The following is a 15,780-nucleotide window of genomic DNA, read 5'->3' as shown; positions in this document are numbered from 1 at the left end:
ACCGGCACATGAGACACTGTCTATACGGCATTCTGATAGGCGTAACGGCATTGGCCAGCGACGTGTGCGCCCAGGTCAGGTGCGACTTACTCGAGATTTCGCGGAAGGCGTTCGATAAGAACCCCACGCTCGTACGGAGCGGACTGGCCATCCGGAGCGCCGAAGCGGACCTGCAGATTCAGCGGAGCACGTTCGACCTCAACTCGTTCTCCGAGTTGCTGTTTCAGAACAACCAATACCGGCTGCCGGGGGCTGATCCCCGAAACGCCCTGCTGGAGAACAGCATCCTGCGAAACAACGCGCTGAATCTGTCGGGAGGGCTACGTAAACGGCTGCGTACCGGCCAGTTAACCGAGTTTAGCCTGAACTACGGGTTTGCCAACAACAATTATCCGGTCAACAGCTTCAACCAGCCTATTGGTCTTTATCTGGGCAATAATACCAGCACGATCAATTTCTCGCTGACCCAGCCGTTGCTTCGGGGTAAAGGAAGGGTCATTACCACCGCCCTGGAGCGGGCCAACTCTCTCTATGTGCTGAATGCAAAAAGTGGTAATGAGTATACGACCTCGTATGAGATCTGGCAAATCGGACTGGCCTACTGGAACTACTATACCGCGTTCAAGAGCCTGGAAATCTACAAACAGAGCGAAAGCCGGATTCGGAACGTACTGTCGGTAACGGAAGAGCTGGTAAAAGGCGATAAAAAACCGGCTGGCGACCTGATACAGGTCAAGTCAGATTTGGCCAACCAGGAGAAGCTGACCATCATGGCCCAGCAGGACCTGTATAACGCCAGAATACAGCTGGGGAAAGTTATCGGGTTAAGTACGGAAGAAAGCCTGCTGATCGACGTCCCCGAGAATGACTTCCCAACCATTGCCGAATCGGCGTTCAGAAAAGGGGTCGACAAAGCTGATTATATCCGAATCGCCAAAGAACGACGCGCCGATCTGATGGCCGCCCGGCATGGTCATGAGGCTCTGCAGCAGCAGTTTGTGCTGGCTCAAAACAACACAAAACCTCAGCTCGACCTGACCGGGTTTCTGGCCTATGGAAGCGCTAGTACGGGCAACCGAATGGGCGATGTGATGGCCTCCTTCTCGAACAACGAAGGTCGCAACATCGGAACCGGTGCCCGATTAACGTTCACCTTTCCGGTTAATAACAACTGGGCGAGAGGGAGCCTGGTCAAAAGCCAGATGGCCCTCAGCGACCAGAACGTAGTGGTCAATAACATTCAGCGGATTATCGAGCTGGACGTCAATAACGATCTAAACTACCTCGACAACAGCGTCATAAACCTCCAGAAAGCCGAAGAAGTCCTCAACTACACGCAGGACGTGTTCAAAGACGAGCAGGTCAAATTCCAGTCGGGCCTGACGACCATCCTGAGTCTGATCCTGTTTCAGGAACGGCTTACGGCCGCCCAGCTTCGCTACCTGCAGGCTTACCAGCAATTCGCCAGAGCGATCATCAACCTCAGACACGATACCGGAACGCTGGTGGTCCCCGATAACAAAGGCTTTGTGATCGACAGAAACGCATTTTATACCATCCCTGATACAAACAACAATTAACGTCATGGCAGCAGGATTTTTTAGACAGTCAGCCCTGGAAAAGCTGTCGACTCCCGAGAAGCTCGATCAATTGATTAAAGTGACCAGCCCCAAGGCCTGGATCACGCTGTCGGTGGTTTTTGCCGCGCTCGCTACGGGTATTGGCTGGTCGGTTTTCGGGCGGGTCAGCACCAAACTGAACGTAACCGGAGTAGTGCTGGGTGGCGAAGTACACGAAGTGGTGGCCACCTCGCAGGGACAACTGGTAAAACTACAGGTCCGGATCGGTGATAAGGTACAGAAGGGCGCTGTTATCGCCACGGTGCAGCAGCCGGAGCTGGTTCAGCAGATCGAAAACGCCAAAGCCACTCTGTCGGAGCGCCAATACGAACTGACCAAGCTAATCTCGTACGGCAACAAAGGCACCTTGCTGGAAGGGGAGCTGATGAGCCAGAACCGGGTCAGTATCCAGGGCGAAATAGAAGCCGAGAAAAAGAAGCTGGCTTTTCTGGCTAACCAGCTCGAGTCGGAGGTGGGCCTCTTCGAAAAAGGGTTGATCGTAAAAGCGCAGGTGGCCAACACCAAACAGCAGATTGATGCGTCGAAGAACACCATCGAACGGCTGAAAGTGCAGCTGGCCGAAGTCTCCAACCGGCAGCACGATGCGGGCTATTCAATGCAACAGCGCGTGGCGACCCAAAAGCAGCAGATTGCCGAGGCCGAACGGAGCCTTCAGTTCCTGACCGAGCGCTACGATACGCAGTCGAACATCAAAAGCCCCTACAATGGCGAGGTAGTCGAAGTACTCACCGACGCGGGCGTGATGGTTGGGCCGGGTACCCCACTGTTCAAACTGAAAAACCAGAAAGAAGGCCAGTTGGCCAGCCTGAAGGGAGTCCTTTACATTCCGTCGCAGGATGGCAAGAAGATCAAACGCGACATGGAAGCGTTTGTGGTGCCATCGACCGTGCAGCCGCAGGAGTACGGGTTCATCAAAGGCAGGGTTACCTACGTGTCTGACTTCCCAATTACCCAGCAGGGTATGATGACGTCGGTCAAGAACGACCAGCTGGCCAAAGGCCTGTTAGCGATGGGCCCGCTCTTCGAAGTCCATGTCGTCTTCGAGAAAGACAATGAGTCGTACAGTGGCTTCAAGTGGACATCGGCCAAGGGCCCCGACATCGCTATCAAAGAAGGGACTTCCTGCATGGGTCAGATTACCATAAAGCAGGAGAACCCGATTGCGATCGTTGTTCCGGCATTTAAGAAATTCTTCAATCTATACTGATACCGATTTTCGAGATGGCAACCAATACAACTTTTCCCATTGGGAAACAGGCGCGGCCTGTTAAGGTGCCCACCGTTCTACAGATGGAGAGTGTAGAGTGTGGCGCAGCTGCTTTGAGCATTATTTTGGGCCATTTCGGCAAATTTGTACCCCTCGAAAAGTTGCGGATTGCCTGTGGCGTATCCCGGGATGGCCTCAAAGCAACCAATATCATTAAGGCGGCCCGTGAGTTCGGGTTAGATGCCAAAGGCTACGCCAAGTCGGTCGAGAAGCTGATGCAGGTCGAAATGCCGGCCATCATCTTCTGGAACTTCAACCACTTCCTGGTGCTGGAGGGCTTCTCAAAAGACAAAGTCTACCTCAGCGATCCGGCTCAGGGGCGATACGCGGTCACCTACGACGAGTTCGACGAAGCCTATACGGGCGTGGTGCTTACGTTTAAGCCGAACGAACGCTTCGAAAAAGGCAACGAAAAACGGGGGCTGGCTGCGTCGCTGGCTTCCCGGATCTCCAACTCAAAGCTGAGCATCACCTATATTCTGCTGGCGAGTCTGTTTTTGGTCATTCCGGGCCTGGTGATTCCGTCGTTCATCAAAGTGTTTATCGACAAGTACCTGGTCAACGGCCATGCCGACTTTGTGATGCCCCTGCTGCTGATCATGGGCGGGGTATTAACGATTAACGCAGTGCTGGTATACCTGCAGCAGTACTACCTCCTGAAGCTGGAAACCAAACTCGCCCTGACCACCTCCAGCAAATTCCTCTGGCACGTCTTTCACCTGCCCATTTCGTTTTTCACGCAGCGATACAGTGGGGAGATCGGCAACCGGGTGTCGCTCAACGACAAAGTGGCCCGGCTACTCAGTGGCGATCTGGCCAACGCAGCACTGAACGTCATTATCGTGATTTTCTACGCCTTTCTGATGTTTTCGTATGACGTACCGCTGACCCTGATCGGTATTTTCATGGCGGGGCTGAATGTGGTGGCGCTTCGATACGTGTCCAGAGCCCGGAAAGACGGAAGTCGTACGTTGAGCAACGAAACGGGCAAACTGCTCGGAACCACCACCTCTGGTATCAGCATGATCGAAACGCTGAAGGCATCGGGTCGCGAAAACGACTTCTTCACGAACTGGATTGGCTACCTGGCCAAGGTAATGAATTCGCAGCAGCAACTGGGCTGGCTCACCACCCGGCTCAACGTACTGCCCCCGCTGATTACGTCCCTGACGACCACATTCATTCTGGGACTGGGGGCGCTGCGGATCATGGACGGCGAAATGACGCTCGGCGCGCTGGTATCGTTCACCTACCTGATGGGCAACTTTATTGGGCCCGTAAACCAGCTGATTGCTGTCGGAACGATGCTGCACGAAACGGAAAGCGACATGGGCCGTATCGACGACGTGTTGAACTACGAGCTGGACGAGCAGTTCAGGCCGGGCGCTGGTGCGGCCGAGACCCAGCCAGATGGCATCCATACCAAGCTGACCGGTTATTTCGAGTTGAAAAACGTCACGTTCGGGTATAACACAACCATGGCCCCGCTCATTGAAAATTTCAGCCTGAAAGTGAAGCCCGGCAGCCGGGTGGCGCTCGTCGGCGGATCGGGGAGTGGCAAATCGACCGTTGCTAAAATCGCGTCCGGTTTATACCCGATCTGGAGCGGGGAGGTGTTGTTCGATGGCAAACCAAAGAGCGCTATTCCACGGCATATCATCACTAACTCCTTAGCTGTTATCGATCAGGAGGTGCTGGTCTTTAACGGAACCGTGAAAGAAAACATCAGCTTCTGGGATTCAACCATTGCCGATAAACACATCATACAGTCGGCCCGCGACGCAGCGATTCACGACATCATATCTGTTCGGAAAGATGGCTACGACAGCGCCGTGTCAGAAGGCGGAACCAACTTCAGTGGCGGGCAGCGGCAACGGCTCGAAATAGCGCGGGCCCTGGCTACCAACCCCTCTATCCTGATCATGGACGAAGCCACCAGCGCGCTGGACCCTACGGCCGAAAAGATTGTCATGGATAATATTAAAAAGCGGGGCTGTACCTGCCTGATCGTGGCGCACCGGCTCAGCACCATCATCGACTGCGATGAAATTATTGTGATGGAATATGGTAAAGTAGTAGAGCGGGGCACCCACCAGGAGCTGATCAAGAAAAATGGAGTATACGCCCACCTGATCGAAACGAAATAAACGATACTACATCTATATCTATGTCAGCTATAAAAGAAAAACTATATATCTGTGCCGAGAACCCGCTGGTGCTCGATAGCTCAGACCGGTTCTGGCTGGTGCTGTCCGGGGAGGTAAACGTTTTCTATACGAGAATCGATGAACAGGGAAACTATACGAATCGACTGAAATTTCTGTATTCGGCCAAAAAAGGCGAAGTATTATTCAGCCTGTTAGCCCCCGAAGCCCCCGATACCACCCGACTTATTGCGTTCTCCGCCGAGGCTACCTTACTGGCCATTGACAAAGCCGACCTGCTCAACGTCGATCATTTCTTCCTGAAGAACATGATCGATAAATGGATCATAAAAACCTCCTCCGAGGTCAGTACCGTCAACGCACCCCGAGTATACAAACCGCTGGACGAGTATCAGGAAGTAGCGCTGGAAGCCAACACCATGGCGTTTCCGTCTACGGGCATCAGCTGGATTCAGTTGCTGCGGGGCGAGGTCAGTCTGTTTGCCCAGACTACGGAGGTGAGTTATGCGCAGTACCCTGATTTTCTGGCGCCGACCTCCAACAAGCTGTGGATCAAATCACTGACGGACAATACCGCCGTGCGCGTACTGAGCACCCGCGAGATGCTCCTGCAGGAAGAGGTTTATTTTCTGCTGGCCCTGAGCAAACTCGAAGCCTATTTCTACGCGCAGATCAACCAGATCATCGACGCGCAGCAGGTCGAAGAAATTACGTACCTGTCCGAAAAACGGGTTACTGACCAGTTGGCCCTGGAAACGACACTGGGCAAAATTAAGTCGGTCGTGGCGGGTAACGGCAGCGGGCAGGGACCGGAGGTGACGGGCAAACGAAACCAGCAGAACCTTCTTTTTCAAACATGTCAGCTCATCGGGAACCAGATTGGCTTTTCGCTGGAAGCCCCCAAATACGTTGAGTCGCATCAGAATAACGTCACGAACCAGCTTCACCTGATTGCCAAAAGCTCGAAGCTGCGCATCCGTAAAATTATTCTCCGGGATACGTGGTGGAAGGAAGAATGCGGGCCGCTGCTGGCGTTTACCAAAAAAGACAAAACCCCCGTTGCGCTCCTGCAGAAAACCCCCACCAGCTACCTGATCAGAGACCTGTCGACGGGTCAGGTAGCCATTGTCAACCACGAGATTGCGCAGTCGCTGGAACCCATCAGCTACATGTTTTTTCCGGGCTTCGATGGCAAGATGAGTTCTGTAAAAAAGGTACTCGCGTTTGCGGTCAAAGGGGTGGAAAAAGACGCAAAATGGCTGATGTTGTCGGCTCTGGCGGGTAGTGTAATCGGGTTGCTGGTGCCGGTGCTGTCGGGTACCATGTATGATGAGGTGGTGCCGACGGCGGATCGATCGCTCCACCTGGAGGTCTTTATCATTCTGGTTATGATTGCTTTGGTAAAGGCTGGTCTGCAGTTGGTTTCGGGGGCGCTGCAGCTGCGGGTCGAATCAAAGTCGAGCATCAACCTGCAGGCCGGCATGATGGATCATATGCTTCGCTTGCCGGTAACGTTTTATAAGAAATATACCGCTGGCGATCTGACCAACCGGGTATTAAGCGTCAATACCATCCGCCAGATTGTTTCCAGCACCCTGATGACCGCCGTGCTGAGTGGGGCCTTCTCATCGGTTAACCTGTTTCTACTGTTCTATTACGATGCCAGCCTGGCCTGGGTGGGCGTTGGGCTAGGCTTGCTGGCGGGGGCGTTTATGGTGACTATAGGCTGGCTTAAGCTGAAATATGACCGGCAGGTATCGACTTATCAGGGTGAAATTCAGGGCTTTCTCTTCGAGTTTCTGTCGGGGATCACCAAAATCCGGATAACGGGTGGCGAACGGCGCGTCTTTGCGCTGTGGGCTGATAAGTTTTCGACCCTGAAGAAGCTCGGCTTCAACTCGGGCACCTACCAGAATTTTGTGGAAGTCTTCAATGCGTCGTACCCGCTGCTGACCAATATTTTCTTTTTCTCGTTTCTCTATTACACCGTCTCGAATGCCAATGCCGCAACGGGTATGCTATCGGTAGGGGTGTTTATGGCCTTCATCACCTCCTTCAACCAGTTTCTGAACGATAGCCTGCGGCTAAGCATGGCGTTGATCACGTCGCTGAATGTGGTTACGCTTTATGAACGGGTGAAGCCCATTCTAGAGGCAGAAACGGAATCGGTCGATCAGAGTGTCGACCCCGGCGAGCTGGCAGGTGAGATCGAAGTGAACTCGGTTTCGTTCCGTTACCGCGAGGATCAGCCGCTGGTTCTCAACAACGTTACCTTCAAGATAAAACCCGGCGAGATGGTCGCTTTTGTGGGCGCTTCGGGTTCGGGCAAGTCAACCATTATGCGGCTGCTGCTGGGCTTCGAACAGGCCGAAGCGGGCTCTGTCTACTACGATGGCAACTCGTTTGAGCTGATGAACAAGGAGCTGGTGCGTCGGCAGATCGGGGTGGTGCTGCAAAACGGCGCGCTGATGTCGGGCAGTATTTTCCAGAACATCATCGGCAACTCGGAGTTGACCCTGGACGATGCCTGGGAAGCGGCCCGGATGGCGGGTATGGAAGAAGACATCAAGCACATGCCGATGGAAATGCATACCGTCGTGAGCGAAGGCGCCGGTACGTTCTCGGGCGGGCAGCGGCAACGGCTTATGATTGCCCGGGCCATTGTGCATAAACCCCGGCTGCTCTTTATGGACGAAGCCACCAGCGCGCTCGACAACCGGACGCAGAGCCTGGTATCGCAGAGTCTGGATAAACTCCAGGCTACCCGGATTATTATTGCCCACCGGCTGAGTACGATCAAAAATGCCGATCGTATTTACGTCCTCGACAAGGGCACCATCGTTGAATCCGGCACTTATGACGAACTCATGGAGAAGGACTCGCTGTTTGCCCAACTGGCCAAACGTCAAATCGCCTGATCCATGACTGCGCCCTCGTCGAACACGCTCCTGCGTAACAGCCACATCGCGTTACCGGATGAACTGGAAGCGTATCTCCAGAACAACTTTAGCGGTAAAGAAATCAGTCACGAACCGGTTGCTGTCGACGAGCCATACGGGGCTGTCTGGGCCGCGCATCTGGCCAGCCAGGGCAACGTATGTCAGCTCCTGCAAGCATGCTACCCCCAGCTCAACTTTCCGATACAGGAAGGCATCAACAAAACGCAGGAGTATATAGACGCCGTCCTGAAAGGGAAGCCCTGTACCGCCGGGTATACGCCTGTACTGAGCCAGCCCGAACGCGTGCGTCTGCAGGTGCACGCCAGCCTTATCGGTACCGTGCCGGTGCTGATCGTTCCGGACAATGAGGATTTTGTCAGGCTTGTTCAGTGCTTTCTGCATAAAAACAACCCAATGCCGGTGCCGTCGTCAATGGGGGCCTCGCTGTTGAATGGCCTCAACAACTGGGAGCGCATCCATGCGTTAAAGAGAAGCTGGCTCCGTACGAACCCGGCCGAAACCTGGAATCTGGAGTTCTCGAAAAACGTGCTGCCCAATCCCGGCCTGTACAAGGACAAGCTGATTCTGCTTAGCACAAAGCCGTACAGCAACGTACCCGCCGACCGGCTGGGCCTTACCGAAGCGGCCTGGTCAGCCTACTCGCTTTCGATACGGCTTGAGCATGAGTGCGCGCATCTCTATACCCTCCGCCGGTTCGGCTGTGCCACCAACAACCTGCACGACGAACTCATTGCCGATTACATAGGCATCAGTAAAACCCTCGGTACGTACCGCAAAGACTGGATGCTGGCCTTTATGGGCCTGGAGGCCTATCCGGCCTACCGAAAAGGAGCCCGGCTGGAAAACTACCTGGGCGATACCAACCTGACACCCGAAGGGTTCAGCCAGTTGACTACGCTCATCAAACAGGCTATCGAGTCGATTGCCCGATTTGATACCGCATTGGGGCCGATCCGATCGGCGCAGGACCAGATGAGCCGGATGGATGCGCTATGTACTACAGATTTGATAGACATTGCTTCGGTGAAGGGCGCAAACAGGCTGTTGCAAATGTATCAGGAATCGGCTGAGGTTATGAAGTATAACCAAAACGACTGAACTACAACCGCTCATTATAGCTTTTCGGGCGCTGTCAGAAGACATTTGAATCGAAATAAATCAACTATAACCTAGTAATCTACATAGTAATCATGGAAAAACCAATCAACGACAAGGTTAACGACCTGCGCAACGATGCCCCAAACCAGGAAGAACTGATGAAGTCGCTGGCACAAATTGACGAAGAAGGCCAACTGTCCGACGATGTACTGGATGCCGTAAGTGGCGGTGCGCTGGGTGATTTCAAAGTCGGAAATGGCAAGATCATTATTGGCGAGCCTATCGGCATTATGCCCATTGGTCTTATGCCGATCAATGAGCCGCTCCCTGGCTCAACCACACTATAACTAACACCAATCAGGCACCAGCCGGAACCGGTTTCGCTGGTGCCTGATTGGTTTGTCCCCCCACTTGGATTATGGCCTCTCTTCTCTGCCCCAGCGCCATCGCGAAGCCCGGTGCCAAACTCTTCGGTATCCAGAATGCATCGGGCCATGTTGAATACCTTGACGAGCCAATTACTGTCGATAAGACGTTTGTAGAAACCGCGCGGCAGGGGCGGGCGCCCGAAGAGCGGTTTCGATTCGCCAGCAACTGCATCAAAACCGGCTGCGGCCACTGGACCGGCGAAGCTACGGGCTGCGGACTGGTAGGCAAGATCGTCGATGGCATGAACCGAAACGCCGAAGCCACGCTGGTAACCTGCCCCATTCGCGATCGCTGTCGCTGGTACCACCAGCAGGGAGCAACGGCCTGCGCCAGTTGCGATGAAGTGGTTCGAAACGTTCGGGTAGCCGCCGTGCTGGCCTAAGCGAACAGGTGGACTGACAGGCCCGCGGTGGCTCGGTTTTGGCCGGGCCACCGCGGGCGTTTAGGCGTGGCCCCAACCGGTGAGGTGGCCGGAGCGCCCGCGCGGCTTCATTCCTTAAGCGTTCCCTACGCCCGAATGATAAAATAACTTTACTTTAGCCCTGACTATTCAGGACTTTGCCCACATACTTCCGTGAAGTTTACCGATCAGATTGTTTTCATTACCGGTGCCGGTTCGGGTATTGGCCGGGCTACGGCCCTGGCGTTTACAAAAGCAGGCGCCCGGGTTGCGGTCGCCGACGTTAACGAAACCAGCGGCCGCGAAACCGTCGACCTGATTCAGCGGGCGGGGGGCGATGCGCTCTTCGTGGCGTGTAATGTGGCTGATCCGGTGCAGATCGAAGCGGCTGTCCGGCAAACGGTGGCCACTTACGGCCGGCTCGATGTCGGCATCAACAACGCCGGTATCGGCGGGGCGTTTGCCCGCTTCACCGACCAGACGCCCGACGATTTCGACCAGATGATGGCCGTGAACGTAGGTGGGGTATTTTATGGCATGCAGCACCAGATTCGGCAGATGCTGGCCCAGGACAGGCCCGGCGGTGCAATCGTTAATGTGTCGAGCATTGCCGGGATACGGGGTATGCCGATGGGGGCGCCCTACAGCGCTTCCAAACATGCCGTTATCGGCCTGACCAAGACCGCAGCGCTCGAATACGTCCGGCAACGTATCCGCGTCAACGCCATCTGTCCGGTATATACTCACTCGGCCATGGTCGATGACCTGATCAATACGGCCCCCGGCATGGAAGAGCGTATGCGACGCATGATTCCGCTGGGGCGGTTTGGCCAGCCCGACGATATCGCGCAGGCTATTTTGTGGCTCTGCTCCGACGAAAACTCGTTTTATACCGGCCAGGCCCTGCACATGGACGGCGGCCTGACGGCGGGCTGACAGGCTGCCTGCTTATAGCAAAACCGGCGAAGCAGCCGGTCGGGTCGACACCGTGCTTCGCCGGTTTTGGGGTGGGCTTGATGCGGGTTAGGCCGCTTCCTTCTCTACTTCAGCATCGGGCGCGTTTTTCTTAACGGATTCGATGCCGTTATCCCGACCGCTTTCGCTCTCGTATAGCTCGCTGGAGCCAATGACCTGGCCATTGCCGGCTTTCAGGGTAAAGTAGAACTTGCCGTTGGTCGATGTCTTGCGTTCGTACCGGTCATCGTCGGGTGCGTTCTTTTTAACCGACTCGATGCCGTTTTCGCAGGCGCTGGCCGAACTGTACCCTTCGCTCGATAGAATGACCTGACCATTAGTGGCTTTCAGGTTGAACTGAAATTCGCCGTTCTTGCGGGTCGAAATAACAAATTTGCCCATGTTGATTGTGAAGTTAGTGGGTGGTGACGGGTCTATTGACTTGTTCAAGAAGCAATTGTCACCACATTTCTAACCAGCTGTCTTCTTTAGCGCGCATGGCCGCGGCTTCTTCGTCGGTTTTATCGCCATAGCCGCACAGATGCAGCAGGCCATGGGCCAGTACCCGTCGCATCTCGTGCTCCGTCGGAACGCCCAGCTGGCGGGCGTTATCGGCCACCCGGTCAACGCTGATAAAGATGTCGCCTTCTATTCGGTCGTCCGAGTCGCTCGTGTCGAAGGTAATGATATCGGTATAGTAGTCGTGCTGCAGATACTCGCGGTTTACCTGTAGAACGTGTTCATCGGAGCAGAAAATGTAGTTCAGGTCGCCGAGCGCGTAGCCTTCCTGCTCGGCCTGCCGTTTCAGCCACTGGCGGGTTATCTGCTTCTTCGGCAGTGTATAGTCGACATCTTCGTTAAAAAATCGAATCATGCTCATCCAAGGTATGGGACGTATAGCATACCTTTCTGGTGCAAAGATACGCCCGATCTAATCGTTCGACCCCTATGAAAGCTCTTCAGCTAGCCGCTACTCACCAACCCATCCAGCTCGTTGATGCGCCAATGCCTACCCCCGGGCCTGGTGAGGTGCTGGTCCGGATCCAGGCCGCTGCCCTGAACCACCGCGACGTGTTTATTCAGCAGGGGTTGTACCCTGGTATTAAATTGCCGGCCATACTCGGCTCCGACGGGGCGGGCGTCGTTGCCGAAGTCGGGGCGGGTGTCGATCCGGTCTGGCGCGGGCAGGACGTGATCATCAACTGTTCGATGCATTGGGGCCCCAACCCGGCCCATTACGGAGCCGATTTCCATATCCTGGGTATGCCCGCCAACGGGACCTACGCCGAGTACGTTGCCGTGCCGGTCAGGTACATTCATCACAAACCGGCCCATCTGTCGTTCGAGCAGGCGGCTGCGCTCCCGCTGGCCGGACTTACCGCCTGGCGGGCTCTGATGTCGCGGGCCGGTCTGCACGCCAGCGGGGCTCAAAGCCCGGAGAAAGTACTAATCACCGGAATTGGCGGAGGGGCTGCTCTGTTTGCGCTACAGTTTGCCGTAGCGGCCGGCGCCGAGGTGTGGGTCACGTCGGGCGCCGACGAGAAGATTGAGCGGGCCAAAGCCATGGGGGCGGTAGGAGGTGTCAACTACCGCGAACCCGACTGGGGAAAAACGCTCATGACCCAAACCGGCGGGGGGCGGGCCGGCTACTTCAACGTCATCATCGATAGCGCGGGCGGACCGGGCTTCGCCAAACTGATCGATGCCGCTGCGCCCGGCGGCCGGATTGCGATCTTCGGCGGCACTACCGGAACGATTACGGAGGTAGTGCCGCCTAAAGTATTTTTCAAGCAGCTGAACATCGCCGGAACCACGATGGGAACCGAAGCGGAGTTCGGCGCCATGGTCCGGTTTGTATCGGAAAAAGGAATCGTGCCGGTGGTCGATGAGGTGTTTCCACTGACCGATGCTGCGGGCGCATTTCAGAAGATGAACGACGGGAAACAGTTCGGTAAGCTGGTGCTGAAGGTGAGCGAGTAACTACTTGATCTATAGAGTTGTTTTGGGAAAAACGGTCCGTTAACTCCCTTTCTGCAGTAAATAAAATCCAGGTTTCCTACTTATCCACACGATTGCTGTGGATAAGTAGGGAGTTATGCACATTATCGCGAAAGTCCATCGGTTTCGGGCAAAGACCCGTCTTCCTATTTTACCTTTGTGGCCATGATCGATTTGACACCGTCCGTACCGGATTTACTGGGTCGTCGGCTGGCCGAACGAACGCAGGCCGGCCTGCTACGGCAGGTGCGTGCTACCGATGGGCTGATCGACTTCTGCTCGAACGATTACCTGGGCTTTGCGCGTCTGCCCAGCCTGCGCGAGTCTATCCGACGGGCCGATGCTAACCTCCCGGAATTGCGTACCGGCGCCACCGGCTCCCGGCTCCTGGCCGGACAAACGGAGCTGGTCGACGCGCTCGAACAGGAGCTGGCCAGTTTTTATCATACCGAGTCTGCTCTGATCTTTAACTCGGGCTACGACGCAAACCTGGGCCTGATGGCCTGCCTGCCACAACGGGGCGATACCCTCCTGACCGACGAGCTGATCCATGCCAGCATGATCGATGGGTCGCGGCTGAGCTACGCTACCCGCGACCGGTTTCGCCACAACGACCTGGCCGATCTGGCCGAAAAATTACAGCTGGCCAGCAGCCGGCCAGGACAGGTTTTCGTAGCGGTCGAGTCGGTATATTCGATGGATGGGGATCTGGCGCCACTGGCCGACCTCTGCGATCTCTGCGACCGCTACGGGGCGGCCCTGCTCGTTGACGAAGCCCATGCCACGGGTGTTTACGGACCCAACGGGGAAGGGCTGGTGGTGGCGCTCAACCTGCAGAATCGGGTGCTGGCGCGGGTACATACGTTCGGGAAAGCGCTCGGCGTCCACGGGGCCGCTGTGGTTGGTCCGTTGGTGCTGCGCAACTACCTGATCAACTTTGCCCGGTCGTTTATCTATACCACTGCGCTGCCGCCCCCCAGTCTGCTGGCTATTCAGCAAGCCCACCGGCACCTGCTGGCGTCGGCAGAACAGCGCGACCTGCTTCATAACCAGATCCGGCATTTTCGGGCGGGCGTTGCGTCGGCGCTGTCGGGGGCGATCTGGACTAACAGCACGTCGCCGATCCAGTGCCTGATTGTTCCGGGCAACGAGGCCGCCCGATATACCGCTCAGACCGCTCAGCAGGCCGGTTTCGACGTTCGGGCCATTCTCAGTCCAACGGTTCCGGTGGGGCAGGAGCGGCTTCGGATCTGTATACATGCCTTTAACACAACGGCCGAAATAGATCGACTCATTCGAATACTTCAATCAACCCAACTCTATGAGTAAGTTCAATCAGTTCATCGTGGCCGGTATCGGTACCGAAATCGGCAAAACCGTAGCGTCAGCCGTACTGGTCGAAGCCTTACAGGCCGATTACTGGAAACCCGTACAATCGGGCGCGCTCGAAGACTCCGACACCGAAACCGTTCGGCGGCTCATCAGCAATCCGGTGTCGCGGTTTCATCCGGAAGCCTACCGGCTGAAGGAGCCGCTGTCGCCCCATGCCGCTGCGGCCATTGATGGCGTGACAATCGATCTGGCCGCTATTCAGCTGCCGCAAACCAATAATGCGCTGGTTGTCGAGCTGGCTGGTGGTCTGATGGTACCCCTCAACGACCGCGACCTGACCATCGACTGGGTACAGCAATCGGGCTTACCGGTGGTGCTGGTGTCGCGGAATTATCTGGGGAGCATCAACCATACCCTGCTCTCGGTCGAAGCGTGCCGCAGTCGTCAGATTCCGCTGCTGGGCATCTTGTTTAACGGGCCAAAAACGCCCGCTACCGAAACTTTTATTCTGAACTACACGGGTCTGGCCTGCCTGGGCCGCATCGGTCAGGAAGAGGAGATTACCCCCGACGTAATAAGGCGGTATGCGGCTTCTTTAAGGCTGAACCAGGCGCTCGAAACCGCGTAGCCAGGGGGTGTTTACCAGCCCGCAATCAGCTCATCGAAGCGTTCGAGCAGAAACTTACTCTTCGGACCGACCTTGCCATCGCCGATGGTGAGGTCGCCGATCTGGGTGATAGGCAGAATTTTTTTGGTAGAGCTGGTCGTAAAGGCTTCTTCGGCATCGTAGAGCTCTGACAGCAGCACCGGGCGTTCTTCGACCCTGAAATCGGCCTGTGCAATGCCGATAACGGTTCGGCGGGTGATGCCGTGCAGAATATGCCGGTTTGGCGTAACGATCTTTTCGCCTTTGACCAGAAAGAAATTGCTCCGGCTCAGTTCGCTGATTTCGCCCCCTTTCTGGTAAAGCAGATCCGACGCCCCCGCGGCCCGAATGGCTTCGGCCATCAGGATCACCCGCTTGTAGTCGGTACTTTTTACCTCGGCCATCTCCCGAACGTACTCGTCCAGAATCACCTTGATCCCCTGCTCATACTGCACCGGCGGCACGGGATGAATGGCCTCCGTCAGGATCAGCAGGTTGGGTTGCTCGATGGAAATGCTGTCGGCCGAGTAACCGCCCGTCATCACGAACCGCACCGCCACGTCGGCACCGCCGTTACGCTCGATCAGGTTCATCACGACGGCATAGATTTCTTCTTTGCAGAGCGGTAGCGGCAGGTGCATCCGGCTGGCCGAGTTCTGAAAACGCTCCCAGTACCAGTCCCACTGAAACGGCCGCCCGTTATACGTCAGGAAATAGTCGAAGAGGCCGTAGCCGCGCAGCAGGCTAAGGTCGGTAACGCCAATGGCGAGTTGGTCGGTGGGGGCAACGGTGCCGTTGAAGTAGCCGTAATGCATAAGAAATCAATTATCTTTACCAAAAACCAAAAGTACGGCAAATGAGCGTAACACCCCGGACAACGGCTCGTAATTC

General features: G+C 55.7%; 14 protein-coding genes. 11 read left to right on the top strand and 3 right to left on the bottom strand.

All coding sequences use genetic code 11. The features are described 5' to 3' along the window. Nucleotides 1-8: 8 nt before the first annotated feature. The 8 genes from B1C80_RS17245 to B1C80_RS17210 all read left to right on the top strand — a co-directional run bounded on the left by B1C80_RS17245 (nt 9) and on the right by B1C80_RS17210 (nt 10,895). On the top strand, nt 9-1,580 hold the full coding sequence (locus B1C80_RS17245) for a TolC family protein (protein ID WP_077922425.1): 1,572 nt from the start codon (nt 9-11) through the stop codon (nt 1,578-1,580). A gap of 4 nt (nt 1,581-1,584) precedes the next feature. Continuing rightward, nucleotides 1,585-2,847 carry an NHLP bacteriocin system secretion protein gene (locus tag B1C80_RS17240; RefSeq protein ID WP_077922424.1) on the top strand — a complete coding sequence of 421 codons (1,263 nt, stop codon included), beginning with the start codon at nt 1,585-1,587 and terminating at the stop codon, nt 2,845-2,847. Nucleotides 2,848-2,861: 14 nt separating this feature from the next. Beyond that, nucleotides 2,862-5,054: an NHLP family bacteriocin export ABC transporter peptidase/permease/ATPase subunit gene (locus B1C80_RS17235; RefSeq protein WP_077922423.1), complete on the top strand. Its 2,193-nt coding sequence runs from the start codon at nt 2,862-2,864 to the stop codon at nt 5,052-5,054. Nucleotides 5,055-5,074: 20 nt separating this feature from the next. Beyond that, nucleotides 5,075-7,990, top strand: a complete 2,916-nt coding sequence (locus B1C80_RS17230; protein ID WP_077922422.1) for an NHLP bacteriocin export ABC transporter permease/ATPase subunit — start codon at nt 5,075-5,077, stop codon at nt 7,988-7,990. Nucleotides 7,991-7,993: 3 nt separating this feature from the next. Then, on the top strand, nt 7,994-9,130 hold the full coding sequence (locus B1C80_RS17225) for a hypothetical protein (RefSeq protein WP_077922421.1): 1,137 nt from the start codon (nt 7,994-7,996) through the stop codon (nt 9,128-9,130). Nucleotides 9,131-9,222: 92 nt separating this feature from the next. Then, nucleotides 9,223-9,477, top strand: coding sequence for a hypothetical protein (locus B1C80_RS17220; protein ID WP_077922420.1), 255 nt, complete (start codon nt 9,223-9,225; stop codon nt 9,475-9,477). 71 nt (nt 9,478-9,548) lie between these two features. Then, nucleotides 9,549-9,941 (top strand): hypothetical protein, encoded by a 393-nt coding sequence (locus tag B1C80_RS17215; RefSeq protein WP_077922419.1) that lies wholly within the window; start codon nt 9,549-9,551, stop codon nt 9,939-9,941. 192 nt (nt 9,942-10,133) lie between these two features. Next, entirely contained in the window at nt 10,134-10,895 is a 762-nt protein-coding gene (locus tag B1C80_RS17210; RefSeq protein WP_077922418.1) for an SDR family NAD(P)-dependent oxidoreductase, read from the top strand. 87 nt (nt 10,896-10,982) lie between these two features. Here the strand turns inward: B1C80_RS17210 and B1C80_RS17205 are convergent, their stop codons facing one another. Then, a complete protein-coding gene (locus B1C80_RS17205) occupies nt 10,983-11,315 on the bottom strand; it encodes a YegP family protein (protein WP_077922417.1) in 333 nt (110 codons plus the stop codon). 58 nt (nt 11,316-11,373) lie between these two features. Further along, nucleotides 11,374-11,787, bottom strand: a complete 414-nt coding sequence (ybeY, locus tag B1C80_RS17200; protein ID WP_077922493.1) for an rRNA maturation RNase YbeY — start codon at nt 11,785-11,787, stop codon at nt 11,374-11,376. 74 nt (nt 11,788-11,861) lie between these two features. Between ybeY and B1C80_RS17195 the strand changes: the two genes are divergently transcribed. From B1C80_RS17195 to bioD, 3 genes are all read left to right on the top strand, one after another. Continuing rightward, nucleotides 11,862-12,893, top strand: coding sequence for a zinc-binding dehydrogenase (locus B1C80_RS17195; RefSeq protein WP_077922416.1), 1,032 nt, complete (start codon nt 11,862-11,864; stop codon nt 12,891-12,893). A 183-nt stretch (nt 12,894-13,076) separates the two neighbouring features. After that, nucleotides 13,077-14,240 carry an 8-amino-7-oxononanoate synthase gene (locus B1C80_RS17190; RefSeq protein WP_077922415.1) on the top strand — a complete coding sequence of 388 codons (1,164 nt, stop codon included), beginning with the start codon at nt 13,077-13,079 and terminating at the stop codon, nt 14,238-14,240. Further along, entirely contained in the window at nt 14,233-14,871 is a 639-nt protein-coding gene (gene bioD, locus B1C80_RS17185) for a dethiobiotin synthase (protein WP_077922414.1), read from the top strand. Before B1C80_RS17190 ends, bioD begins: the two co-directional genes overlap by 8 nt. An 11-nt stretch (nt 14,872-14,882) precedes the next feature. Here the strand turns inward: bioD and B1C80_RS17180 are convergent, their stop codons facing one another. Next, complete coding sequence (locus tag B1C80_RS17180; protein WP_077922413.1) at nt 14,883-15,704, bottom strand: aminotransferase class IV; 822 nt, start codon at nt 15,702-15,704, stop codon at nt 14,883-14,885. Nucleotides 15,705-15,780: the final 76 nt, after the last annotated feature.

The organism is Spirosoma sp. 209, assembly GCF_002006735.1.
In the GTDB taxonomy this organism is placed as follows: domain Bacteria; phylum Bacteroidota; class Bacteroidia; order Cytophagales; family Spirosomataceae; genus Spirosoma; species Spirosoma sordidisoli.
The sequence above is the reverse complement of the archived record's forward strand: the minus strand, read 5'-3'. Positions and strand labels throughout refer to the sequence as shown.

Excerpts from the sequence above, each read along its gene's own strand:
- B1C80_RS17245 (WP_077922425.1), top strand. The coding sequence starts at position 9 with ATGAGACACTGTCTATACGGCATTCTGATAGGCGTAACGGCATTGGCC.
- B1C80_RS17240 (WP_077922424.1), top strand. The coding sequence starts at position 1,585 with ATGGCAGCAGGATTTTTTAGACAGTCAGCCCTGGAAAAGCTGTCGACT.
- B1C80_RS17235 (WP_077922423.1), top strand. The coding sequence starts at position 2,862 with ATGGCAACCAATACAACTTTTCCCATTGGGAAACAGGCGCGGCCTGTT.
- B1C80_RS17230 (WP_077922422.1), top strand. The coding sequence starts at position 5,075 with ATGTCAGCTATAAAAGAAAAACTATATATCTGTGCCGAGAACCCGCTG.
- B1C80_RS17225 (WP_077922421.1), top strand. The coding sequence starts at position 7,994 with ATGACTGCGCCCTCGTCGAACACGCTCCTGCGTAACAGCCACATCGCG.
- B1C80_RS17220 (WP_077922420.1), top strand. The coding sequence starts at position 9,223 with ATGGAAAAACCAATCAACGACAAGGTTAACGACCTGCGCAACGATGCC.
- B1C80_RS17215 (WP_077922419.1), top strand. The coding sequence starts at position 9,549 with ATGGCCTCTCTTCTCTGCCCCAGCGCCATCGCGAAGCCCGGTGCCAAA.
- B1C80_RS17205 (WP_077922417.1), bottom strand. The coding sequence starts at position 11,315 with ATGGGCAAATTTGTTATTTCGACCCGCAAGAACGGCGAATTTCAGTTC.
- ybeY (WP_077922493.1), bottom strand. The coding sequence starts at position 11,787 with ATGATTCGATTTTTTAACGAAGATGTCGACTATACACTGCCGAAGAAG.
- B1C80_RS17195 (WP_077922416.1), top strand. The coding sequence starts at position 11,862 with ATGAAAGCTCTTCAGCTAGCCGCTACTCACCAACCCATCCAGCTCGTT.
- B1C80_RS17190 (WP_077922415.1), top strand. The coding sequence starts at position 13,077 with ATGATCGATTTGACACCGTCCGTACCGGATTTACTGGGTCGTCGGCTG.
- bioD (WP_077922414.1), top strand. The coding sequence starts at position 14,233 with ATGAGTAAGTTCAATCAGTTCATCGTGGCCGGTATCGGTACCGAAATC.
- B1C80_RS17180 (WP_077922413.1), bottom strand. The coding sequence starts at position 15,704 with ATGCATTACGGCTACTTCAACGGCACCGTTGCCCCCACCGACCAACTC.